The organism is Amycolatopsis sp. NPDC031561, from assembly GCF_055580625.1.
In genome coordinates this window covers 50163-72239 of record NZ_JBVILA010000009.1, presented here as the reverse complement: position 1 = coordinate 72239, position 22077 = coordinate 50163, and the positions used below count along the sequence as shown (strand labels likewise).

The 22077-nt window shown below is 69.2% G+C and carries 19 protein-coding genes and 1 other RNA gene; 16 read left to right on the top strand and 4 right to left on the bottom strand.

Annotated features, from left to right (window positions below):
• Positions 1-26 precede the first annotated feature (26 nt).
• The 3 genes from ACZ5IK_RS20085 to ACZ5IK_RS20075 are packed head-to-tail and all read right to left on the bottom strand — an operon-like array spanning position 27 to position 3830.
• A complete protein-coding gene (locus ACZ5IK_RS20085) occupies positions 27-2855 on the bottom strand; it encodes an AAA family ATPase (protein ID WP_465489028.1) in 2829 nt (942 codons plus the stop codon).
• Positions 2856-2886: 31 nt separating this feature from the next.
• Entirely contained in the window at positions 2887-3261 is a 375-nt protein-coding gene (locus ACZ5IK_RS20080) for a zf-HC2 domain-containing protein (RefSeq protein WP_465489189.1), read from the bottom strand.
• 2 nt (positions 3262-3263) lie between these two features.
• Positions 3264-3830 carry a sigma-70 family RNA polymerase sigma factor gene (locus ACZ5IK_RS20075; RefSeq protein ID WP_465489188.1) on the bottom strand — a complete coding sequence of 189 codons (567 nt, stop codon included), beginning with the start codon at positions 3828-3830 and terminating at the stop codon, positions 3264-3266.
• A 246-nt stretch (positions 3831-4076) separates the two neighbouring features.
• Here ACZ5IK_RS20075 and ACZ5IK_RS20070 point away from each other — a divergent pair, with 246 nt between their 5' ends.
• The 14 genes from ACZ5IK_RS20070 to ACZ5IK_RS20005 all read left to right on the top strand — a co-directional run bounded on the left by ACZ5IK_RS20070 (position 4077) and on the right by ACZ5IK_RS20005 (position 18319).
• Complete coding sequence (locus ACZ5IK_RS20070) at positions 4077-4727, top strand: DUF4142 domain-containing protein (RefSeq protein WP_465489027.1); 651 nt, start codon at positions 4077-4079, stop codon at positions 4725-4727.
• Complete coding sequence (locus ACZ5IK_RS20065) at positions 4724-5533, top strand: ferredoxin (protein WP_465489026.1); 810 nt, start codon at positions 4724-4726, stop codon at positions 5531-5533. The genes ACZ5IK_RS20070 and ACZ5IK_RS20065 overlap by 4 nt, the downstream gene beginning before the upstream one ends.
• Positions 5530-6813: an NAD(P)/FAD-dependent oxidoreductase gene (locus ACZ5IK_RS20060; protein ID WP_465489025.1), complete on the top strand. Its 1284-nt coding sequence runs from the start codon at positions 5530-5532 to the stop codon at positions 6811-6813. Before ACZ5IK_RS20065 ends, ACZ5IK_RS20060 begins: the two co-directional genes overlap by 4 nt.
• On the top strand, positions 6734-7303 hold the full coding sequence (locus ACZ5IK_RS20055) for a COG4315 family predicted lipoprotein (RefSeq protein WP_465489024.1): 570 nt from the start codon (positions 6734-6736) through the stop codon (positions 7301-7303). The genes ACZ5IK_RS20060 and ACZ5IK_RS20055 overlap by 80 nt, the downstream gene beginning before the upstream one ends.
• A gap of 14 nt (positions 7304-7317) precedes the next feature.
• Positions 7318-7707, top strand: an RNA gene (gene rnpB / locus ACZ5IK_RS20050) — RNase P RNA component class A.
• A 358-nt stretch (positions 7708-8065) separates the two neighbouring features.
• Positions 8066-8929 (top strand): SCO6745 family protein, encoded by an 864-nt coding sequence (locus ACZ5IK_RS20045; protein ID WP_465489023.1) that lies wholly within the window; start codon positions 8066-8068, stop codon positions 8927-8929.
• A 442-nt stretch (positions 8930-9371) separates the two neighbouring features.
• On the top strand, positions 9372-9638 hold the full coding sequence (locus ACZ5IK_RS20040) for a hypothetical protein (protein ID WP_005166545.1): 267 nt from the start codon (positions 9372-9374) through the stop codon (positions 9636-9638).
• A gap of 13 nt (positions 9639-9651) precedes the next feature.
• A complete protein-coding gene (locus tag ACZ5IK_RS20035) occupies positions 9652-10128 on the top strand; it encodes a hypothetical protein (protein WP_101612583.1) in 477 nt (158 codons plus the stop codon).
• Between the two features lie 3 nt (positions 10129-10131).
• Entirely contained in the window at positions 10132-13089 is a 2958-nt protein-coding gene (locus ACZ5IK_RS20030; protein ID WP_101612584.1) for an ATP-binding protein, read from the top strand.
• Complete coding sequence (locus tag ACZ5IK_RS20025; RefSeq protein ID WP_465489022.1) at positions 13086-15251, top strand: magnesium transporter; 2166 nt, start codon at positions 13086-13088, stop codon at positions 15249-15251. The genes ACZ5IK_RS20030 and ACZ5IK_RS20025 overlap by 4 nt, the downstream gene beginning before the upstream one ends.
• A 3-nt stretch (positions 15252-15254) precedes the next feature.
• Positions 15255-15851, top strand: a complete 597-nt coding sequence (locus ACZ5IK_RS20020; RefSeq protein ID WP_465489021.1) for a hypothetical protein — start codon at positions 15255-15257, stop codon at positions 15849-15851.
• Positions 15852-15855: 4 nt separating this feature from the next.
• A complete protein-coding gene (locus ACZ5IK_RS20015) occupies positions 15856-16854 on the top strand; it encodes a C40 family peptidase (protein WP_465489020.1) in 999 nt (332 codons plus the stop codon).
• 102 nt (positions 16855-16956) lie between these two features.
• On the top strand, positions 16957-18087 hold the full coding sequence (locus ACZ5IK_RS20010; RefSeq protein ID WP_465489019.1) for a hypothetical protein: 1131 nt from the start codon (positions 16957-16959) through the stop codon (positions 18085-18087).
• Between the two features lie 34 nt (positions 18088-18121).
• Positions 18122-18319: a hypothetical protein gene (locus tag ACZ5IK_RS20005; RefSeq protein WP_465489018.1), complete on the top strand. Its 198-nt coding sequence runs from the start codon at positions 18122-18124 to the stop codon at positions 18317-18319.
• Between the two features lie 455 nt (positions 18320-18774).
• On the opposite strand, the gene ACZ5IK_RS20000 is transcribed toward ACZ5IK_RS20005, so the two are convergent.
• A complete protein-coding gene (locus ACZ5IK_RS20000; RefSeq protein WP_465489017.1) occupies positions 18775-19740 on the bottom strand; it encodes an ATP-binding protein in 966 nt (321 codons plus the stop codon).
• A 134-nt stretch (positions 19741-19874) separates the two neighbouring features.
• Between ACZ5IK_RS20000 and ACZ5IK_RS19995 the strand changes: the two genes are divergently transcribed.
• Together ACZ5IK_RS19995 and ACZ5IK_RS19990 are read left to right on the top strand one after the other, a co-directional pair.
• On the top strand, positions 19875-21284 hold the full coding sequence (locus tag ACZ5IK_RS19995; RefSeq protein ID WP_465489187.1) for an RNB domain-containing ribonuclease: 1410 nt from the start codon (positions 19875-19877) through the stop codon (positions 21282-21284).
• Complete coding sequence (locus tag ACZ5IK_RS19990; RefSeq protein ID WP_465489016.1) at positions 21281-22042, top strand: helical backbone metal receptor; 762 nt, start codon at positions 21281-21283, stop codon at positions 22040-22042. Before ACZ5IK_RS19995 ends, ACZ5IK_RS19990 begins: the two co-directional genes overlap by 4 nt.
• Positions 22043-22077 lie beyond the last annotated feature (35 nt).

Here is a 22077-nt window from a genome sequence, read left to right as displayed (position 1 = left end):
GAGTGAACCGCCGCCCCCGGAAACCGTCAATCACCGTCCACGCGCTGGGAACGGCCGAGCGCGGTGCTCAATTCGGTCCGCCCGGTGATGCCGAGTTTGCGGTAGGCCCCGGACAAATGCAGTTCGACGGTGCGGCGGGTCAGGTGCAGCGCTTCGGCGATCTCCCGGTTGGTGAGACCTTGCGACGCCATCACCGCGACGCGGTACTCCTGCTTGGTGAGGCCGTGTTCGTTGTCCTTCGCCGTCGCCAGGCTCGCCCGCGCGTCCCGCAGCGCCTCGGCGGCCCGCCTCGCGAGCGGCCGCGCCCCGCAGTGCCTGCTCGACTGCGCGGCCTCCCGCAGCGTGGCGATCGCCTTCTCGCCCTGTCCGTGCCGGGCCTGCACCGTGCCGAGTTCGGTCAGCGCCTCGGCCAGCGCCAGTTTCGCTGTCGATCCGCCGAGGACGTCGACGGCCTTGGTGAGCAGGCGTTCGGCCTCCTCGTTGTCGTCGCGGGCGAGGCCCGCCGTGGTCAGCGCTCCGCCGAGGATTCTCGGCGCTCCCCAGCGTTCCGCGGCTTCGAGATCCTCTTCGGCGAGCCGGGCCGCCGCGTCGGTGCGCCCGAGCGCCAGCGCGGTGCGAGCGGCATGCGCCCGCCAGGGAGCGAACCCGGGGAAGCGCATGCCGTGATGCTCCAGACGGCGTCCGCAGCCTCGCAGGTCTTCGTAGCCGAGTTCCGGCTCGCCGGTGGCCGCCCGGAGCCTGCCGCGGGCGTAAAGCAGGTAGTTGTGCGTGAAAAGTGCTTGGGTGGCCGCGAAATCTATTTTGTCCAGCAGCGTGTTCGCGACGTCGAACCGGCCGAGGTCGACCGAGGTCTCGATCAGCCTCGCCACGCACAGCACCGCGATCGGGCACTGGCTGGTGGCGCCGCGTTCGTCGAACTGCCGCACCAGGGATTCGTAGTGGACACTCGCCCGCACCAGGTCACCGCCCGCCTGCAGGGCGATCCCGCGGACGAGAGTGGCGAGCGCGCCCTTCGGCACGTGGAAATCCCATGGCAGGCGTTTGGTGTCGAGCACCTGGCAGAGCTTGTCGGTGAGCGCGGACTCGTCGGCGAGCACGGCCGTCGCGAGGGTGAAGAAGTACGGCTGCTCGAACAGTTCCGGCTGCTCGCCCGACAACGCCTCCCCGAAATGGCGGACCGCGTTCGCCGAAGAGCTTCCGCTCCGGACGGTGTCGAGCGCGAGCAGGCCCGAGCGGCTCTGCTGCGCGGCGGGGTCGTTCAGCGGTGCCCACTGCTGCTCGAAATCGCGGAAGTCCGGTGGCGGGCCGAGCCTGCTGCCCGCTTCTGCGAGATACGTCATGCACAGCAGCGGCCAGACGGCGTCGGGCCCGCCCGCGTCGAGCCTGGCGGCGAACTGGCCGGCGGAATTGATCGCCAAGCGCGCGTCCGGGCCACAGCACAGCGAAAGGATCATGGCCGTCGCGACGAAGGCCGCGGTTTCGCGGTCGTCGATGTGATCGACGGCCTCGCGCACCCTCGCGGGCGCCGAATCCGGGTCGCAGTGGAACTCCGCGTGCGCGAGCTGGAGCAGGATCGCCATCCGTTTGCGTTCGCTGAGCCGTTCTTCCAGTGCTCGCACCAGGAACCGGACGGAGAGTTCCGGATCGCCCTTGACCACCGAGTGCCGGGCGGCCAGTCGCAGCACGTTCACCGCCCAGGGGATCCTGATCGCGGTCGCCTCCAAGAGGTGTGCGCCGACCCGCTCCGGCGCGGCGCCCGCCTCGTGCAGGAGCCGTGCCGCTCGCGACTGGGTGACCGCCCTGGTGGTGAGCGGCATGTCGGCGAGCACCGAATTGCGGACGAACCGGTAGGTCAGCGAGGGCTGATGGCTGTTGGTCAGCAGGTGCACGCGCACCATCGTGTCGATGGCCTCCAGCGCGGTGATCTCGTCGACCCCGGCGAGTTGCGCCAGCAGGTCGAAGCTCGCGTCCTCGCCCAGGATCGCGACGGCTTCGAGCATCTTCGGCGCCGCGGTGTACTCGTGCATGCGGACCCGCAGCACCTCGCCGATCATCGCCGACCCCGCGGTGTCCAGGTCCATCCCGGGGACGAGCCGCCGGCGCAGGGCGCCGAGCAGGTACGGGTTGCCGCCGGTCACCTCACGGCATTCTTCGGCGAACCGTCCGAGGGAGACACCGAGGAACTCCGCGACGTGCCGCGTTCCCAGCCCGCGCAGCCTGATCGTCGCCGGGGTGCAGCCGGACATCTCCAGCAGGGCGACCTCGCCGGTCTGCAAATGCCCGATCAACGAGGTCAGCACGACCATCACCGGCAGGTTCTCCACCCGGTGCCGGATGTAGGCGAGACAGCGCATCGACCACGGGTCGGCGAGATGGATGTTGTCGATGCCGAGGAAGACCGGCCCCTGTTCGGCGGCGTGGCGGACGGTGTGGAAGAAGGCGTCGAGCGCTTCGGTCTGTTCCTGCTCGTTCCGGGGACGGCGGTCCGGCAGGGATTCGGTGGCGTGGGGTGCTCGCGGCCGCGGCGATCCCGGTTCGGCGGGGGCGTGGGTGAGCCCTTCGACCAGCTGACGGCCGACACCGCCGCTCAGATGCGTCTCCAGCCGGGACGCGGTGGCGAGCGCGACGGTGAACCCGGCCGCCTTCGCCAGTTCGCCGCTCCGGGTGAGCACCGACGACTTGCCCATGCCGAACTCGCCGACCACCACCGCGCTGGTGGCGCGCCCGGTGAGGGCGGCCCGGAACAGCCCGGCGATCGTGTCGAGTTCGCTTTCGCGACCCAGCAGCCCGGCGGCGCGGCGCTTCGGTACCGAAGGCCCGCCGAAGGGACTCTCGGGATTTACTTCGGTATGCACCGTAGAGACCTTCGTGTCGGCTTGCGGCAGACTACTTGAACGTAAGCGGTAACGGGAGTAATCGCTGGTCGTCGAGGGGAGCAGGGGTCGAGATGTCCGCATCCGACGGCATCCGCCGGAACCGGCGGGAAGACCGTGACGACACCAGCGCCGCGACGACGCACGCCAGGAAGACCACGACGAGGTTGGCCTTGATCGTCGACAGCCGCCCGCAGCGCCGCGTGGCGCCGGGGGACAGGTAGCGCAGATCGGCCCTCGCCAGCGCGTCTTCCACCGACGTGAATTCCGCGACCTGGCGCCCGCAGCGCCCGCAGCCCTTCAAGTGTTCTTCGAAGGCGTATGCCTCGGCTTGATCGAGCACACCGAGCACATAGGCCGCGACATCGGTGTGTTTCACCTTTCGCATCCTCATCGCGAACCCAGCTCTCCTAACGACCGTCGCAATGTCCTCATAGCCGCGTACAGCCGTGATTTGACCGTTCCCTCCGGGATTCCCAATATCACCGCCGCCTCCCGGACCGTATGTCCGGTCAGATACGTCTCGTAGATGACAGCCTGGTATTTGACGTCCAGATATCGTAGCGCTTCGGAAATGACGAGCGCGGACAGCGACTGATCCGTCCGGTCCGCTATTTCGGCGTTTTCGGAACTGTCCAGCTCCACCTCCTGCGGGCGAGCACGCCGGTTTCGCCAGCCGTCGATCACGATCCGCTTCGCGACCGTGAGCAGCCAGCCGCGTAGCATTCCCGGCTCCCGGTTCAAGGTTCCCGAATGCTGCCATGCGCGAATCAGTGTCTCTTGGACGACGTCCTCGGTCCATTGTTGATCATGGCCGGTCAGGTACAGGACCTGATTGAACAGTGTCTCCCGAAAATCCTTGTACAGCAACGAAATCAGCTCGTCAGACGGATCGTCGGACAGGTCGGCGACCTGGCGATCGCGGCCGAACTGACACCCTCTGCCCACTGCTTCCATAAGGTTTGCAACCTCCCCAGCGGTGGAGGATTTCACAGGTTCGTACACCGTAGCGCAGACTATCGCCGTGGGCCATGTGCAGTAGTGCTCTATTTACTATTAGTTGCCCGGTACGTATGGCGGCGATAAACGGTTCTAAATGTGTCGTGTGATGCACGTCACACCCGGTACCCGGACAGAGATCGAACCGGTCGCTCCGGTTCGCCGTACTCCCAGTGAGGTACTTTGTGGACGGGGACGGGTGAAATGATCTATCGACTGCTCGGAGTGGCGATCGCCTGCTTGGTGATATGGGCCGGAACGCCAACGGCCGCCTTCGCGGAAATCGACTCCCATGATCGGGAACTGCTCGTGCGGGTGCGCCAGGTCGGCTTGTGGGAAGGCCCGGTCAGCCGTCAGGCGGAAGAACGCGGGAGCGGGCAGCGGGTGCGGGAGGTCGGCCGCAAACTCGCCGACGACCACGACCGCCTCGACGCGCAGGTCCGCGAACTCGCTTCCAAGGTCCGCGTCGAACTTCCCGGCGAGCCCACCGAGGAACAACGGTCCTGGGTGGACGAAATCACCGCCGCCGCCGGTGCCGACTTCGACCGCGCGTACGTCAACCGCGCCCGCGCCGCGCACGGCAGCATCTTCGGTCTCGCTTCCCAAGTCCGGGCTGCCACCCGTGACGACGCGATGCGGTCCTTCGCCCAGACGGCCGTCGACACCGTCATGCGGCACATGACCCTGCTCGAAAGCACCGGCATCGCCGAAACGACCTCGTTGATGGTCGTGCCCACCGGCGGCAACGAACTCGACGGCGGGGACATCGCGCTCGGTGTCCTCATGGCCGGTATCGCCGGCGGAGCGACCTTCGGTCTGGTGCGGGTGCTCGGCTCACCGGGCAGGCGCGCATGACGGCCTCGCTTCTCGCGGTCATCCAGGCTCCGTCGCCGCACGACAGCGGAGTACGGGACATCGCCACGCTTTCGGCCCGGTTCGCCTACGTGACGATGTGCCTGACGCTGGCATGGGGCGTACTGAGCGCCACCGGCTGGATCAGGCGCGTCGCCGGGCACGAGGCGCTGCGCGGCGGCCACGTCGTGCTCGCGGTGTTCACCCTCGCCACCGGCGTTGTCCACGGTCTGTCCTATCTCTTTCTCGACGATGAGTCGTTCAGCTTCGTCATGCTGCTGATCCCGTTCGCGGGCGGCGGGTTCGCGCGGCACGCGGCGGGCGTGGTCGGGCTGGAGCTGTTCATCGCCGTCTCGGTCACCGCCGCGTTGAGCCGTGGAGTGATCGGCCGCAACCGGCAGCGGTTCCATCAGGTCAGCTACTTCTCGGTCGGCCTGCTGGCGATCCACTCCTGGCTCGGCGCGTCCGCGAACGGGAATCTCGCGACGGTCTGGCTCGGCGGGATCACCGTGCTCACCCCGGCCGTCCTGCTCACCGTGCTCCGGGTGCTCCCGCCGCGGGCACTGGTCCGCCTCGGCCTGCTCGACGGCGAGACCGGCCGGGTCGCGTCGGTCCGGATCTCCGTCGACGACAAGAAATGCCACAGCTACGCCATTTGTCAGGCCGAAGCGCCGCAGGTCTTCCAGTTACAGGGTGACGGCCAGCTGCGCTATCTCCGAAAACCCGGCGCCAAACAGGTGCCGCTGGTCCAGGCGGCGGCCAGAGCTTGTCCGATGCGAGCCATCCAACTGCAAGGGGCGGGACAATGAGCGAACGGATCGTCGTGGTCGGCGGCGGGCTGGCCGGGCTGCGCTGCGCGGAACGGCTGCGGGAACTGCGGTTCGACGGCGAACTGGTGATCGTCGGCAACGAGCCGGACCTGCCGTATCACCGGCCGGCGCTGTCGAAGCAACTGCTGACCGGCACCACGGATCCGGCGGAGATGATGCTCGCCCGGCTCGACGAGATCGACGCCGAATGGCGGTTCAACACCCCGGCCATGCATCTGCAGCCGGGCCGCCAGGTGGTTCACCTACCCGGGGCGGAGGAGCTGCCCTACGACGGGCTCGTCATCGCCAGCGGCGTCGAACCGCGGCGGCTTTCCGGTGTCCCGCACGGACATCCGCGCGTGGTCGTCGTCCGGACGCTGGCCGACGCCGCCGAACTGCGCGACAACCTCGCCGCCGACCACGGTCCGGTCGCGGTGCTGGGCAGCGGTTTCATCGGCTGCGAGGTCGCCGCGAGCCTGCGCGAGGTCGGCCGGGAGGTCACCATCATCGGCCGGTCGGCGACCCTGCTCGGCGAGGTCGTCGGCAAGCACATCGGGCAGAAGCTTTCGGCCCTGCACCGGGCACGCGGCGTGCGGCTCGCGCTGGGGGCGTCCATCGAGGACTGGCAGACCACGGCGAACGGCCTGCGGCTCCGGTCTTCCGACGGCTGGATCCTGGACGTCTCCTGTGTCGTCATCGCGGTCGGGACCGTGCCGTCGATCTCGTGGCTGCGAGGGTCCAAACTGCCGCTCGACGACGGCGTCGTCTGCGCGCCGACCTGTCACGTGCTCGGGATGAACAACATCGTCGCCGCCGGCGATGTCGCGCAGTGGCCGAATCCGCGGTTCGACGAGGCGCCGAGACGGGTCGAACACTGGCTCAACGCCGTCGAGATGGGCCGGGCCGCCGCGGAGAGCCTCCTGGCCGGGCCGCAGTCGTCGCAGCCGTTCGCGCCGGTGCCGCGGTTCTGGTCGGAACAGCACGGCGTGCGGATCCAGGCGGGCGGCATCCCGAAACTCGGCACCGACACCGTCGCGCTCGCCTCGCCCGTCGGCGGCGAGAAACCCGTCACCGGCTTCGTCCGCAAGGGCCGCCTCGTCGGTGTCGTCGGCCTCGACAGCCCGTCCGCCGTCCTCCACTGGACCAACGAGATCGCGGAACAGAACCCCGTCAGCCCGCAGGGAGAAACGGAGACGCCTGATGCGCCGATCGCGGTTGACCATGCTCGTCGTCATCGCGGCGCTCGTCGTGGGCGCCGCGATGTGGTGGCAGGCGGCTGATCCCGACGACCAGGTGGCGCTGACGGCGAGGGCCCCGGTCACCGAGACCCTCCCCAGCCCGCGTGTCCCGCCGTCCGGTACCTCGCGTCCCAGCACCCCCGAGGAGCCTCCGTCCGGCACGCAGCTCACCGCCGTCTACATGACGAAGATGGGGCAGGCCGTCCTCGACCAGACCGGCGCCGTCCTCTTCCGGTACGAACGCGACAACCCGCACAAGGCCCGCTCGGCGTGCCTCGGGGACTGCGCCGAGGTGTGGATCCCCATCACGACCACGGGCACGCCGGTGGTGACCGGCATCGATCCGGCGATCGTCGACACCATCAAGCGTCCCGAAGGCGCCGAACAGGTCACGCTCGCCGGGTGGCCGCTCTACAAGTTCGCCAACGCCCGGCCCGGCGAATGGACCGGACAGGGCACCGACCACCTCTGGTTCGTGGTCGAACCCGACGGGCAGCGCAACCTGAACTGCCTGCCCGCGCCCGTGCAGTAGGATTCGCCGACGGACGAGTCGGCAGGGCGGCCGCGAGCCGGGAGACCGGTTCGAGGAAAGTCCGGACTCCACAGGGCAGGGTGGTTGTTAACGGCAACCCGGGGCGACCCGCGGGACAGTGCCACAGAGAACAGACCGCCTCCGTTCGCGGAGGTAAGGGTGAAACGGTGGTGTAAGAGACCACCAGCGTCCTGGGTGACCAGGGCGGCTAGGTAAACCCCACCCGGAGCAAGGCCAAGAGGGAGCCGCGAGGCTCCTGCGCAGGCGATCGAGGGCTGCCCGCCCGAGTCTGCGGGTAGGCCGCTCGAGCCCGCCGGCGACGGCGGGCCTAGATGGATGGCCGCCACTCGCGGAGCCGCAAGGCGAAGCGAGGACAGGATCCGGCTTACACGCCGGCTCGTCCGCTCCTTCTCTCTTCACGCGCGTGCGCGTGCGGTGTGTGTGTCATGAAAGGGGCTTTCAGGACGAATTTCGTCCTGAAAGCCCCTTTCATGACATTCGGGAGGGTAGGAAGCCCGTGAAGGCCTCCTTACCTACCTTGAGTGTAGGGAAGGGGGCCTTCACGGACTTCCGGCGGCGGAGAGCGTGGGGCCAGGTGGTCGTGAGTGGCGATTCGGGTTAGAACCCGAATCGCCACTCACGACCACGGTGACCCACCCCCACCGCCCCCCACCTGCGGAAGCGATAGCAAAGGTCCCTTGCTCCCCGCCTCGGCCCCTTCGGACGCTGCGCCCCCTGTCTACTTGCCGGTAGGGTGCCCCCATGGGCGAAGCGAGTCGGGTCACGGGACGGTTCCGCGGGACGTTCGATGTACTGCATTCCCTTACCTACTTCGCACCCGAGACGGAAGCCGCGCTCACCGGCGCCGGGCTCCGTCCGGGGCGCATGACCTACTTCGCGGGCCGCGCGGCACCCATGGGCGCGGTGAGCCCGGGCGTGGTCGCGGCGACCTTTTACAACTTCAATCCCGAGCTGGTCGCCCGCTACATCCCGCGCGCTTGGACGCTGGCCACCCCCGAGCGAATCATCGAGGCCCGGTTCGAAGCCGTCGACGCGACGCTGACCCGGCTGCTCGGCAAGGACACGCTCGGCTCCGAAGCGGTCGCCGAGGCCGCCGAGCTCGCCCGCGAGGCGACCGGGGGCTGCCAGGTCGACGGCCGTCCGCTCTACGCAGGGCACGCCGACCTCGACTGGCCGAGCGAGCCGCACCTCGCCCTCTGGCACGCCATCACCCTGCTGCGTGAGCACCGCGGCGACGGCCACATCGCCGCGCTCGTCCTCAACGGTCTCGACGGGCTCGACGCCCTCCTCACGCACACCGCCACCGGCAAGGGCTTCCTGGCCGCCGCGGCCAAGGCCTCCCGCGGCTGGAGCGACGAGCAGTGGGACGGCGCGGCCGCCAAGCTCCGCGAGCGGGGCATCCTCGACGCCGAGGGCGGCCTGACCGAGGTCGGGAACGATCTTCGCGAGCGGGTCGAGGCCGCCACCAACGCGGCGTCGACAGGGCCTTGGGAGCACCTCGGCGAAGAGAAGACCCAGCGGCTTCACGAGCTGTGCGGGCCGTTGAGCCGTCAGGCCGTCGAAGCCGGCGCTTTTCCCGCGAATGTGTTCTCGACGGGCCGATAATCACGCTATGTAGTGAAAATGCCTGTTAAGTTTTCGCTATGGGTAACGGAAGTATGACTTTCGCTTGATCGGCATCGATGATTTTTGTCGAATGCTTGCTCACCCAGCGGACTCGCGAGAAGCCACCGAACGAGTCATGTCACACTGGTCGCGGCCGGATTCTCGTCGGTCGGCCCGCACTCACAGTGAGCATCTTCCTCGCAACCGGGGGATTTCGTCGGCGCACTGCGAAATACGGGTGGCCGGGGTTAATCCTGACGACCCTTGCAACGATGATGGAGACCGTGGATGGTCGTGGTGCTGTGCCTCGCTCTGTGATTAGTAGACAAAACGACATCTACGGAGCGCGCTTTGACCGCTACGCCTCGTGACGCCATGATGTTCGAAGCACCACCGAGCCAGAACCGCGCGAACCCCCTCTCCGCGCACCGGGAGTAATGCGATGATGACCTTGACCACCCTCGACACGCTGGCCGCCGGCGAGCTCGGCACCGGCAACGTCCGCACCTGGCTGATCGACAACATCATTCCCCTGGTGCTGCTGGCCGTCGCACTTCTGCTGCTGTGGCTGGGTGGCGGCAAGGGGGACAACGCCGGTGTCATGCGCCGTCTCGCCGGTGTCGTGATCGCGCTGGCGATCATCGGCCTCGCGGTGAGCGGTGCCGGAGTCAACGTGGGCCAGTGGATCGCCGGCCTCTTCACGGGCTGAGGCAGGGCCCGCGTTGCGTATCCGCACCGATGACGAGGTTTACCGGGTCGATGCCGTGTGGCTCGGCCCGCCGAAAGCGACTTTTCCCTGGAGAGCCCGCTACGTCGCGTGGCTCGTCGGTATCCCGGTCTTTTTGCTCGTGCTCACCGCCGAACGGTGGGCGGGCTGGAGCTTCGGGTTCTTCTCGACCGCCTGGGCTTTCGTCGCCACAATCGTGATCACCAGATTGATCACGTCCAAGATCAGCCACGAGCGCCCGCTGGGCGCGGTGGCCGGGATGGCGGCGAAAGAGCTCAACTCACCTAGAGAACGGACCACGGGTACGGGCGGCGCGGCCAGCGCCTCCCGCGTCCGGGTGCGGGCGACCCGCCCGCTGCCGAAGCACCGCAGGAGACGGCAGTACCAGTACGACGGCTACGGCGGCGGCGCCGGAGCTCAGGGAACACCACGAGCGCGTCGGAGCCGTCCTGCGGCTCGGGCCGGGAGGTAGTCGTTGTTCGGTCGCGGCGGAAGCCGAGGAAAACGTGATCGAGACCTGCAGCAGGGGGCCTGGAACCCGCCCCAGCAGGTCCGCTCCGCGCAGCCCAAGAAGGCCGGCAAGGGGAGGCGGCTGCCCGGCGAGGCGGCCATACCCACCTATACCCCGTCCATCGCGGCGCGAAGCATCGACGGGCACCTGTTACGCACCGGTTATGAGGTCTACGCCTGGTACCGGCTCGCGCCGCAGCGCTGGTCGTTCCGGTCGGACTCGCAGCGCCGCGACCTGATCGCGGCCATCGCGGGGCAGTACGCGGAGCTCCAGGGCCGCTGGCTGCACCTGCGCGTGACCAACCGGCCGTACCCGATCCGCATGTGGGCCGAGGCCCACGTGCACAACGCCGTCGGCCGTCCCCAGGATGTCCCGGGCGCGCTGTCCTTCGACGACTACCTCATCGGCGAGCAGCAGCAGCTGATGGGCCGCTCGATGGCCGAAAAAGAGGTCTACCTCGGCGTCCAGGTGCAGACCAGGCGGATGATCGACCGCGCGGTCGAGAGCGCCGCCCCGGTGCTGCGCAAGATCCTGCCGGAGGCCGTCGACGCCGAACTGGCCGCGCTCGACTCCGAGGTCGAGCACCTCGACCAGGTGATCGGCTCGGCCGGGCTCGAAGGCCGCCCCGTGCACGCCGAAGAGATGTCCTGGCTGATGCACCGCTCGTGCTCGCTGGGCCTGCCCGCGCCGCGCAACATGCCCGCGGTCCCGGGCGCCGCCTGGGAGCCCGAGGACCTCGCCAGCTTCACCGACGCGGCGGACTTCCACGCAGAGCCGTACGCGCCGACGGTCACCGTGCGCGGCCGCACCGGCTCGAACGCCGGGGTCTCACGGCATCTCGCCGTGCTCACCGTCGGCCAGATGCACGGCCTGCAGATCCCGGAGGTCGACGACCCGTGGATCCAGCACGCCGACCGGCTGCCCGCCGCGGTCGAGGTGTCCGCGCGGATCTACGTCCGGCGGCCCGAAGAGGTCGCCGGTGAGCTGCAGCGCCAGATGAACAAGGTGCGTTCGCAGGTCAAGCACTACACCGACGAGCACGAACTGGAACCGCCGCAGTCGCTGGCGCGCCAGGCGGGCCGGGTGCTGGAGATCGACGACGAGATGACGTCGGGCTTCACCGCGCTGGCCACCCGCGTCCGCTCCTGGTGGCGGCTGGCGGTGTCCGGGCCGACGGAGCGTGACGCGTTGCGCCTGGCCCAGCAGCTTCTCGACCTCTACAAGCCGAAGATCGCCGTCGAGCATCCCGAAGCCCAGTACGCGCTGGCCCGGGAGTTCATCCCCGGCGAGCCGCTGGCCTCGGCGGCGTACATGCGCCGCGGTTCGGTCGTGTGGGCGTCCTCGTCGGTGCCGACGGCGACGGCCGAGGTGGGCGACCGCCGCGGCATCCTGCTCGGCGAGACCGTGACGGCGACCCGCCGCCCGGTGGCGTGGGACCCGTGGATGGCGCAGGAGATCCGCGACGGTTCGGGTCTGACCGCGATGGTCGCCGGGCTCGGTGGCGGTAAGTCGTTCCTCGGCGGCGGCATCGTCTACAAGACGCTCCGCGCGGGCGCGCACTGGACGATCCTGGACCCGTCCGGCCCGCTTTCGCGGCTGTGCGACCTGCCCGAGATGCGGCCGTACGCGCGGAACATCAACCTGCTCAACGCGCAGCCCGGCATCCTCAACCCGTATCGGGTGGTCGCCGAGCCGCAGATCGAGCACTTCATGGACGAGGAAGACCCCGAGCGCTCGTGGCGGCGGGAGAAGGCCCTCGCGGGCGCGACGCGCCGTCGTCTCGTGCTCGACGTCCTCACCGGCGTCCTGCCGTACGAGGTCTCGCGGATGGCGCAGACCCGGATCGTGTTGCTGCGCGCCGTCCGCGCGGTCGGCGGGCGGTTCGAGGCCGACCCCGGCCAGGTGATCGACGCGCTGCGCCGCGACTCCAGCGAGCACCACGAGCACGCCGTCGTCGTCGCGGACTTCCTCGACGAGATGCGCGAGCGGATGGCGCTGCTCATCCCGGAGACCGACGCGGACCCGTACGCCGAGACCCGTGACGACCGGATGACCGTGCTGACCATGGCGGGGCTGACCCTGCCCAAGGACGGCGTCCCGCGCGAGTACTGGACGGACGCGGAATCCCTCGGCGTCGAGATGCTGAACCTCGCCGCGTGGCTGACGCAGCGGTCGGTGTACGAGAAGCCGAAGGAACTGCGCAAGGGCGTCTGGATCGACGAGGCGTTCTTCCTCTCCGAGGTCCCGACCGGTCGCGTGCTGATGAACCGCTTCGCCCGTGACTCGCGAAAGTGGAACGTCCGCGTGCTGCTGTCCTCGCAGATCCCCGCGGACTTCCTGAAGATCCAGGGTTTCGTGGCGCTGCTGGACTCGGTGTTCGTCGGCCGTCTCGACGACGACGACGCCCAGGCCGACGCGCTGCGCCTGCTCAAGGTCCCGGTCGGCGTCGGCTACGAGCAGGTGGTGGCCGCGCTCGGCCGCCGTCCCGGCTCGTCCCGCGATCTGCAACGGGACGTCGAGCCCCGCCAGTTCATCTTCGGCGACGGCGCCGGCGGCGTGGAGCGGATCCGCGTCGACTTCTCCGGACCGCATCTGGAGCATCTGCGCCGGGTCATGGACACCACGCCGGGCTCGCCCGACGCCAAGCCGTCCAGGCCGGGCAACGAACTCGCGGTCCCGCAGGAGAAGCAGTTCGTGGCGTCGCCTCCGGAGGAAGACGACTTCGAGCTCGAAGAGGATCTCGAGCTCGCGGCCGAACTCGAGGTCGGCCTCACCGACGAGCAGATGCTCGGCGCCCCGGATCCGCTGGCGGCCGAGACGGGCGAAGTACAAGGCGCTGTCCAAAATGGACACATCACGAATGGGGAAAAGGGCGAGCACGCGCGCGCCGGCAAGGGTGGCACCGGCAGGGATGCCGCATGAACACGGTGATCACGCTGGCGTGCGTCCTCGCGTTCGCCGCCGGCTGGCACGCGCTGCGCCGCCGCCTCAAAGAGGGGCCGCGGCCGGGCAAGAGCAGGCCCAGCCGCCGCGCGACGATGTTCGTCGTCATGCTGATCCTGGGGCTGCAGGCCGTGGCGACCGCTCCGGCGGCGTCGGCCGCCGCCTGCGGTGAAGCGCCGAACCCGGAACGGCCCGGCGCGGGCATGGTCGGCGCGCTCGACCCGCCCGCGACAGCTCGCGGTGAGGGCGGCAGCCCGTACAACGTGTACGGCTACGCGGGACACGTCTGGGACACCTACGAAACCGACTGCGGCCCGCTGGCCGGCATCACCTCGCCCAACTCGACGATCGACACCTGGGCTGGTAACCAGCTCTTCAACATCGGCAAGAACCTCGTCGGCGCCACGAACTCGCTGCACTACACCGTGCTGCAGGGGAGCCTGCTCAGCCCGTTGTACAACGCGGTCAAGGCCGGGGCCGAGAAGGTCTACAACAACATCTACGCACAGTTGTTCGGCCTCGCCGCGCTGATCATGTCCATCATGTTGTTCCGCAACATCTGGCGTGGCGATCTCGCGGCGGTCAGCAAACGGGCGCTGTACGGGCTGGCCGCGGTCTGGCTGGCCGCGTCCTCCTTGGCGCTCTTGAGATTCCTCGATCCGATCGACAACGCGATCGTGCAGACCACGACCAACATCCAGGCCGGGTTCATCGACGAGCCCAAGACGCCCCCGCCGACCCAGCCGCCGCCGCCCTCGGCACAACCGTGCCAGGCGACCCCGGAGGCGGTCGCGGCGCGCCAGCCGTGGGACCGGGTCCCGACCGAACTGCATTGCCGGGTCGTCTACGACAACTGGCTGCGCGGGGAGTTCGGCAGCCCGGACTCGCCGCAGGCGCTCCAGTACGGCCCGCTCCTGCTGGACGCGCGTGCCTTCACCTGGGGCCAGATCCAGCAGGGCGGCGACGCCGACACCGCGCTGGTGGACTCCAAGAAGGCGGCGTTCAAGGACATCTCGACCAAACTCGGCCCGGCGACGGGCTATTTCACGGGTGAGGACGGCAGCCGCGTCGGCGCCGGTTTCCTTTCCCTCGGCCAGGGAATCTTCTACTCGCTGTTCCAGTTGCTCGCGAAGGCGACGGTCCTGCTAGCGCAGGTACTGATCAGGATCTTCGTCCTGACGGCTCCGCTGATCGGGCTGATCGCGCTGCTCCAGCCGCAGATCATGCAGCGCATCCTCAAGGTCGTCGGCGCGGTCGCCTTCAACCTCATGGTGCTTTCCGTGCTGGCCGGGGTGCACACGCTCCTGCTGGAAGCGATCTTCACCGCCGGGAACTCGCTTTCCCTGCTGACGAAGATGGCGCTCGCGGCCATCATCACCGTATTGCTGTTCATGATCGGCCGTCCCGTACGACGACTGTGGCAGATGGTCGAGATGTCCGTCGGCATGGTCGGCGGCGCGGTGCCCTCGCCACGCGGCGGCCTCTTCTCCCGCTTCCGCAAGAAGAACAACGAGGCGACCCCGCAGGACGCGTTCTGGCAGAACGTCCGCGACACCGACGACGTCGTCGACGGCGACCTTCGCGGTCCTGTCGGCGCGACGGTAGGCGGCGGGCGGTTCCGGCCGGAGGCGACCATCTTCGCCAGCTCCCAGCGGCTAGACAACGGTTCCGGCGCGATCCGGCCCGCGGCGGCCTGGTCCGGGGCGCCGTGGCCGGGCGCGGTCGGCGGTGGCGGCGGCATGCCCGCGCTTCCCGCCGGTGGCGGCGGAGGCGTTCCCGTGTTCGGCCAGTACAACCCGTCCGCAGGCAGTCCCGGCGACTCCATGTTCACCTCCGGCGGGCGGAGCCCTGTCCAGATCCCGAGCCGCCGGGTCGACACCTCACCGGTCGCCGATCGGCGCTGGAGTGACGAACCGGAGCCGGTCGTGGTGCCGTCGCGGATGAATTCCGCCGGTGGCGGCTACGCGACTCCCGACTATTCGGGCACCGTGCCGGTGCAACCGGGTCCGTCGTCGCCGCGTCCTCGCCGGGTCGATCCCGAAGTCGTCGCGGGCAAGCCGGTCTTCGTGCTGTACCGGCCTTCGCGCGGGCTCGAGGTCCGCGAGGAAGTCCGCGACACCGACCACGCCGTGGGTCGGTGATCCATGCCGATCCGGACCAACCGCGGGCGTACCGCGGTCTATCGCAGACTGTGGGGCTGGCCGTTGCGCTCGCCCCGGCATCTCATCGGCACGCTGGTCGTCCTCGCGGTGCTGCTCACCGCGGTCGGCATCCTGCTGCCCAAGGCCGTCGGAAAACCGGGGCAGACGACCGCCGGGACGGGTTCTTCGGCGACCTCCACCTCGCGTCCCGGCGTCGCTGCGCCGGTGACCGTGACGTCGACGCTGCCGCCGCGGCTGACCACCCAGCCGCCACCGTCTTCCGCACCACCTGACCAGAGCGGTGTCCGGGTCGCCAAGGAATGGGTGACGGCATGGGCGAACCATCCCGACGGTACGACGACCGAGCAGTGGCTGAACGGCTTACGGCCGTACACCACCGAGGAATACCTGGCCGGGGAAATGACGACGGTGGATCCCGCGAACATCACCGCCACGAAGGTGACCGGGGAGCCTCAGGTCGTGTCTTCCCTCGCCGGGTCGATGGAGGTGGATGTCCCGACGGACGGGCCCAAGGTCCGGGTCACCGTCGCCAAGCTGAACTTCGGGTGGCGGGTCACCAAGTTCACGCAAGCGAGCTGACCCGATGAAGATCGGGATCATCGTCGGCGTGCTGATCGCCGCGGTCTTCGCCGCGGTGGTCACCACGAGCACGGTCTCCAAGGTGGTGACCGACCACATGGAGGCGCAGGCGGGCAGCGTCGTCAAGACCTCCTGTGACGCGTCGATCGGGCCCACCCTGCCCGGCCAGACCGATCGCGGTTCTTCGGACATCAACAAACTCGACGAAGAACAGCGGGGGATCGTCGCGCTGATCATCTCGATCGGCAAGCAGCGGACGCTGTCGCCGCGAGCGTGGCAGGTCGCGATCCAGGCCGGGATGACCGAGTCCAAGCTGCGGAACCTGACCCACGGCGACCGCGACTCGCTCGGCATCTTCCAGATGCGGCCGTCGATGGGCTGGGGCACCGTCGCGCAGGTCACCGACCCGCCGTACCAGGTCAACAAGTTCTACGACGTACTGCTCGCGGTGCCGGACTGGGAGAACATGCGTCCCGGTGACGCCGCGCAGCGGGTGGAGCGGTCCGGCTTCCCCGACCGGTACCACAACTGGGAGCCGATGGCGGCGCTCCTCGTGCAGAACGAGGGCCAGATCGTCGACGTCGTCGGCTGCGGCACGAGCGTCGGCAGCGTGGTGCCGCCGAGCCAGGCCGCCGCGGAGGCCATCAAGTTCGCCCTCGGCGAGCAGGGCAAGCCGTACATCTGGGGCGCCACCGGACCGAACAGCTACGACTGTTCCGGGCTGATGCTGCGGGCCTACGAGTCGGCCGGGATCATCCTTCCGCGGGTCTCACGGGACCAGTACAAGGCGGGCGCGATGCTGCCGGTCCGCCAGGCGCAGCCGGGTGACCTGCTGTTCCTCGCCACCGTCCCGTCGAACCCGGCGACCATCCACCACGTGATGATGTACCTGGGTGAGGGCAAGATCGTCGAGGCGCAGCAGACCGGCGTCCCGGTCCATATCCGCGACTTCTCCTTCGACGAGGCCGAAGTGGTCGCGCAGGCGGTCCGTCCTGGCGTTTAGCATGGTGAACGCGTGGTTTCGCGACCGCGGGACCATCGGATTCACCCGAAGTGGCGGCCTGTCCACCGGCAAGCGGCCGCACACTGGCAGAGGATGAAGAACGTGGCACGGAAATTCGGAAGGCGAGGCAAGCCCGCGGCGGGAGTCGGCCCGGAGGTCGATCCCCGCGATCTTTTCGGTACTCCCCAGCCCGCGCGGCAGGCCGCCAGGCCGGCGTCGAGCACGCCGCTGGCCGACCAGCTGAACCAGGGCTGGCCGGGGGTCGACCCCGGTTACGTCGTGTTGCCGAGGTCGCTGGCCGAGGGAATGTCGCTGCCCTGGCAGCAGCAGATGGCCGCCCTGCTGGCCCAGTTCCACCACGAGAACGCCCACCTCGCGTGGCCGATCTACCGCGTCGTCCCGTCGCGCTACGAAAAGCTCGTCGACCTCGACGAGGAGCAGTTGGCGGAGGCCGGCTACCTGGTCGAGATGGACACCGAAGGCGAGATGATCTACCGCGAGCGCAGCGGCCGGAAGATCGAGGACCCGGCGAGCACCACGGTGCTCGTGTCCTGCCTCGATCCGATCCCGAAGCCCGCGCAGCGTCAGGCGCCCCCGCCGCCTTCGCTGGCCGCGCCGCCCGTGACCGGGCAGCCGCCCCGCGCCCCGGCGCCGATGAACATCGGACCCGCGCCGGTGTGGCGCACGGTCGCCCCGCCCGCCGGGCCGCCCGCGCCGCCTTTGCCGGGAGGTCATGCGGCCCCGCAGGCACCACCGCCCGCTGCGCCTCAGGCGCAGCCCCCGCTCGCTCCGCCGCCCATCCGGCCCCAGCCCGCGCAGATGCCGCCCCCGTCGGTGAGCGCGCCTCCGGCCACGCCGGAAACGCAGTCCGCCGCGCCACCCCAGGCCGAGCCGCAGCCGGAGTTGCCGCAGCCCTTGAGTTCGCAGCCCGTGAACCCGCCGCCTGCCGCCGCGCCGCCTGCCACACCGCCTCCGGTCACGACTCCGCCGCCTGCCGCGATGCCGCCCAACGCGGGTCCGTTGCCGCAGCCGACGGTGCCCTCTTCGCCGCCGCAAGGCGCCCCCGGCGCGCCGGAGCCCGCCACGCCGCCGCGTGGTGTTCCGCTGCACCGGGGCTGGTTCGACGAACTCGGCGAGAACGTGCCGGAAAGCTCGAAGGTGGACCAGCCCGAGGGCGGCGAGTTCGGCCCGACCGGCGATCCCACGGAGATCCCGTACCGCTACCGCAAGTGATGACAGGACGTCCGGGTGATGTCACGCTAGACCCATGTCGAGCGACCCGAACCCGGATCAGGGCTGGTACTACAACACCAAGACGAACCAGGTCGAGCACCTGGAACGAGGCCGGAGCGTGGACCTCCTCGGCCCGTACCCGGACGAGGCGACGGCCAGGCGCGCCCTGGACATCGCCAAGGAACGCACGCGGCAGGCCGACGCCGAAGACGCCAAGTGGAACGGTGACTGAGCCACCTCGTAAGTGGTAAGGACGGTTAGAGCGGTCTTCTGGCGACCAGAGCGCCGAGTCGTGGTGGGTCTCGTGAGTGGTGAGGACGGTTAGAACCGACCGGCATTTGCCTACCCCGCACCTGACCAGCGCACATGCGAAGTGGCAGCGGCGGCGCGGTCGAGTGTGAAGGAATCAGGACGTTGAGTGTCCCAATTCCTTCATCGTCGAGGGGTCTTCCGGTCTCGGAGCTTGATCAACGGAGGTTTGGGGACACTCAACGTCCCCAAACCTCCGTTGATCAAGCCCGGACACTCCAGCACCTGTCGAGTGGGGAAGATTCCGGACGTTCAACGTCCCAAATCTTCCCCACTCACCCACATCGGCATCCAGCACAAAGCCCTACAAGCTCACCAAGACGACATCAGGAGACAAATACGGGTCCACCAGAACCGCCCTTACCACTCACGAGGTGGTCAGGCGTCCTGCCGAGCCAGCACCGGGCCCAGCACGAACTCCGGGTCCACCTGCGCCGTGAGGTCCTCCCCGGCCCGCCCGTTGCCCCAAGCCCGCGCGTTGCGCAGGTGGAACTCGACGCCCTGACGCTGATAGCGGGCCCAGTCCCGCTGCTCGGCGTCGACGGTCGCGAGCATCGAGCCCAGCGTCCCGAGGTTGTGCGCCTCGAGTTCGCCGATCGGGCGCGCGCGGCCGCGTTCGGCGGCGCGGACGTGCCGCGAGTTCTCCATCCAGCCCAGCAGTGCGTCGCCGACCTCGTCGCGCAGGAACTCGATGTCCTCGTCCTCGGTCACTTTGTTGCCCACGACGACCAGCCGCACGCCGAAGTCCTGCGCGTAGTCGGCGTACTGCCGGTACACGCCGACGCTGCGCACGGTCGGCTCGCACACCAGGAACGTCACGTCGAACCGCGTGAACAGCCCGGACGCGAAGGCGTCGGCGCCGGCGGTCATGTCCATGACCACGTATTCGCCCGCGTCGTCGACCATGTGGTTCAGCAGCAGTTCCGCCGCGCCGACCTTCGAGTGGTAGCAGGCGACACCGAGGTCGTCCTCGTCGAACTGCCCGGTGACGCCGAGCCGCACGCCGCCGAACTCGCGGAAACAGGCCTGGAAGATCGGGTTGTCCTCGAACGGCCGGACCAGCCGCGACCCGAGTCCCGGCGGGGTCGTCTTGATCATCGAGGCCGCGTCGGCGATCCGCGGGTTGTCGCCGCGCAGGTATTCCTTGATCAGGCTCATGTTGTCGCCCAGCGTCGGCCACGCGATGGCCTCTTCCTCGCTCGCGCCGAGCGCGACGGCGAGGTGCTGGTTGATGTCCGCGTCGATCGCCAGTACCGGTTTCCCGCCGCCGGCCAGGTACGCGGTGAACAGCGACGCCAGCGTGGTCTTGCCGCTGCCGCCCTTCCCGACGAACGCGATCTTCACGCCACGGCCCTTCCTGTCGTTTTGAAAAGGGTATCGGTTTTCATTTCGGCTCGTAACGTACACCCGACCGGCCCGCGCCCGAACGGGCGATCAACCGGGCCGGATCGGGATAGGGTTGAGTGGTGCCTCCACTCGTGATCAGGACACACGCGGCCGGAGGGGACTTCGGTCACCTGCGAGCCGAGTTCTCGCTGCCGGAGACGTTCGGGCCCGACGTGCTAGCCGAGGCGGAGGCGGCGGTCGTAGACCCGCTCGAGTCGGCGGGGGAACGTGAGGACGCCACCGGTCTGCCCTTCGTCACCATCGATCCGCCCGGCTCGAAGGACCTCGACCAGGCGGTGCTGATCGAGCGCGCCGAGGGCGGCGGCTTCCGGGTGCACTACGCGATCGCCGATCTGGCCGCGTTCATCCCGCCGGGTGGCGCGCTCGACAAGGAAGCACGCCGCCGGGGTCAGACGCTCTACCTGCCCGACGGCAACGTCCCGCTTCACCCGCCGGTGTTGTCCGAAGGCGCCGCGAGCCTGCTGCCGGGGGAGACCCGGCCCGCCGTGCTGTGGACCATCGACGTCGACGCCCAGGGTGAACCGACCGCCACCCACGTCCGCCGGGCGCTGGTCCGGTCGACCGAACAGTTCGACTACGAAACCGTCCAGGCCTCGATCGACGCGGGGAACCCGCATCCGTCGGTCGCCGCGCTGCCGGAGCTGGGCCGCCTGCGCCGCGAGCTCGCGATCCGGCGCGGCGCGGTCGAACTGCAGTTGCCGGAGCAGGAGATCAGCGGGGATCCCGACGGCGGCTGGGCGCTGATCCAGCGGCCGCGCAACGACGTCGACGCGTGGAACGCCGAGATCTCGCTGCTCACCGGGATGGCGGCGGCGAAGATCATGATCGACGCCGGGATCGGTGTCCTGCGCACGCTGCCGCAGCCCGACGCGGAGGCGGTCGAATGGCTGCGCCGGTCCGCGCACGCGCTGAACATCGAGTGGCCCGAAGGCAAGAGCGCGTCGGAGTTCCTGGCCGCGCTGGATCCCGGCCAGCCCGCGTCCATGGCGCTTTTCGCCGACACCACAAGGCTTTTGCGCGGCGCCGGGTACACCGCGTTCGACGGCGAGCTCCCCGCGCTGACCACGCACGCCGGGATCGGCGGCGCGTACGCCCACGTCACCGCGCCGATCCGGCGGCTGGTCGACCGGTTCGCCACCGAGATCTGCCTCGCCGTGAGCGCCGGCCGCGAAGTGCCCGCGTGGGTCCGCGCGGCGCTCAAGGAGGTGCCGGAGCAGATGACCGCGTCCGACACGCTGGCGGCCAAGGTCGAACGGGCCTGCATCGACCAGGTCGAGGTCTGGGTGATGGCGGAGCACATCGGCGGCGAGTTCGGCGCGATCGTCCTGCGCGCGGAGGAGACCAAGGCCGAGATCCTGGTCGAGGACCCGCCGGTGATGTCCAAGTGCACCGGCGAAAAGCTGCCGGAAGGCGAGCGGATCCGCGTCCGGCTCACCGCGGTGGACGTCGACAAGCGGAAACTGTCCTTCGAGCGCGCATGATCGACGACCTCGGGGAAGTGGTCCCGCTGGAGGGGCCTGCGGCGCGGGTGGTTTCGCTCGTGCCGTCGCTGACCGAGGCCGTCGAGGTCAGCGCGCCGGGAAGGCTCGCGGGCGCCACGGACTACTGCACCCATCCGGTCGACTTGGACGTCCCGAGGGTAGGGGGTTCGAAGTACCCGAACGTGGACAAAGTGCTCGAACTCGCCCCGGATCTGGTGCTGGCCAACTCCGAGGAGAACCGGCCGGAGGACGTGGAACGCCTGCGCGCCAACGGGATTCCGGTCTGGGTGATGGAGGCGTCGGCGACCGTGCCGAGCGCGCTCGCCTCGATCCGGCGGATCCTGACGCAGGCCTACGACCTCACCGAGCCGGAATGGCTGGTCGAGGCCGAAGAGGTGTGGCGGGAGACGCTGCCGGAGCGCTTCCGCGCGGTGGTGCCGGTGTGGCGGAAGCCGTGGATCGTGCTCGGCCGCGACACTTTCGGCGGCGACGTCCTGCATCGCGTCGGAATCGGCAACGTCTACAAGGACGACGAGGAGCGTTACCCGCGTCCGAAACTAGAAGAGCTCCAAGCGCGCTTCGCGGACGAAGAGGCGAACCTGCTCGTACTGCCCGACGAGCCCTACGAGTTCACCGCGGACGACGGGCCCGAAGCGTTCCCCGGCGCGAAGCACGTCCTCATCTCCGGACGCCACCTCACCTGGTACGGCCCTTCGCTCGTCGAAGCCCACGCCCACCTCACGCAACTCGTCCTCTAGTTGCGGTAGTTCGTGCCACGAACCACCGCAACTAG

Bases quoted from the DNA above. Each gene is read 5' to 3' on its own strand.
- ACZ5IK_RS20080 (WP_465489189.1), bottom strand. From the start codon at position 3,261: ATGCGAAAGGTGAAACACACCGATGTCGCGGCCTATGTGCTCGGTGTG.
- ACZ5IK_RS20075 (WP_465489188.1), bottom strand. From the start codon at position 3,830: ATGGAAGCAGTGGGCAGAGGGTGTCAGTTCGGCCGCGATCGCCAGGTC.
- ACZ5IK_RS20045 (WP_465489023.1), top strand. From the start codon at position 8,066: ATGGGCGAAGCGAGTCGGGTCACGGGACGGTTCCGCGGGACGTTCGAT.
- ACZ5IK_RS20020 (WP_465489021.1), top strand. From the start codon at position 15,255: ATGCCGATCCGGACCAACCGCGGGCGTACCGCGGTCTATCGCAGACTG.
- ACZ5IK_RS20015 (WP_465489020.1), top strand. From the start codon at position 15,856: ATGAAGATCGGGATCATCGTCGGCGTGCTGATCGCCGCGGTCTTCGCC.
- ACZ5IK_RS20065 (WP_465489026.1), top strand. From the start codon at position 4,724: ATGACGGCCTCGCTTCTCGCGGTCATCCAGGCTCCGTCGCCGCACGAC.
- ACZ5IK_RS20070 (WP_465489027.1), top strand. From the start codon at position 4,077: ATGATCTATCGACTGCTCGGAGTGGCGATCGCCTGCTTGGTGATATGG.
- ACZ5IK_RS20005 (WP_465489018.1), top strand. From the start codon at position 18,122: ATGTCGAGCGACCCGAACCCGGATCAGGGCTGGTACTACAACACCAAG.
- ACZ5IK_RS20055 (WP_465489024.1), top strand. From the start codon at position 6,734: ATGCGCCGATCGCGGTTGACCATGCTCGTCGTCATCGCGGCGCTCGTC.
- ACZ5IK_RS19990 (WP_465489016.1), top strand. From the start codon at position 21,281: ATGATCGACGACCTCGGGGAAGTGGTCCCGCTGGAGGGGCCTGCGGCG.
- ACZ5IK_RS20060 (WP_465489025.1), top strand. From the start codon at position 5,530: ATGAGCGAACGGATCGTCGTGGTCGGCGGCGGGCTGGCCGGGCTGCGC.
- ACZ5IK_RS20025 (WP_465489022.1), top strand. From the start codon at position 13,086: ATGAACACGGTGATCACGCTGGCGTGCGTCCTCGCGTTCGCCGCCGGC.
- ACZ5IK_RS20040 (WP_005166545.1), top strand. From the start codon at position 9,372: ATGATGACCTTGACCACCCTCGACACGCTGGCCGCCGGCGAGCTCGGC.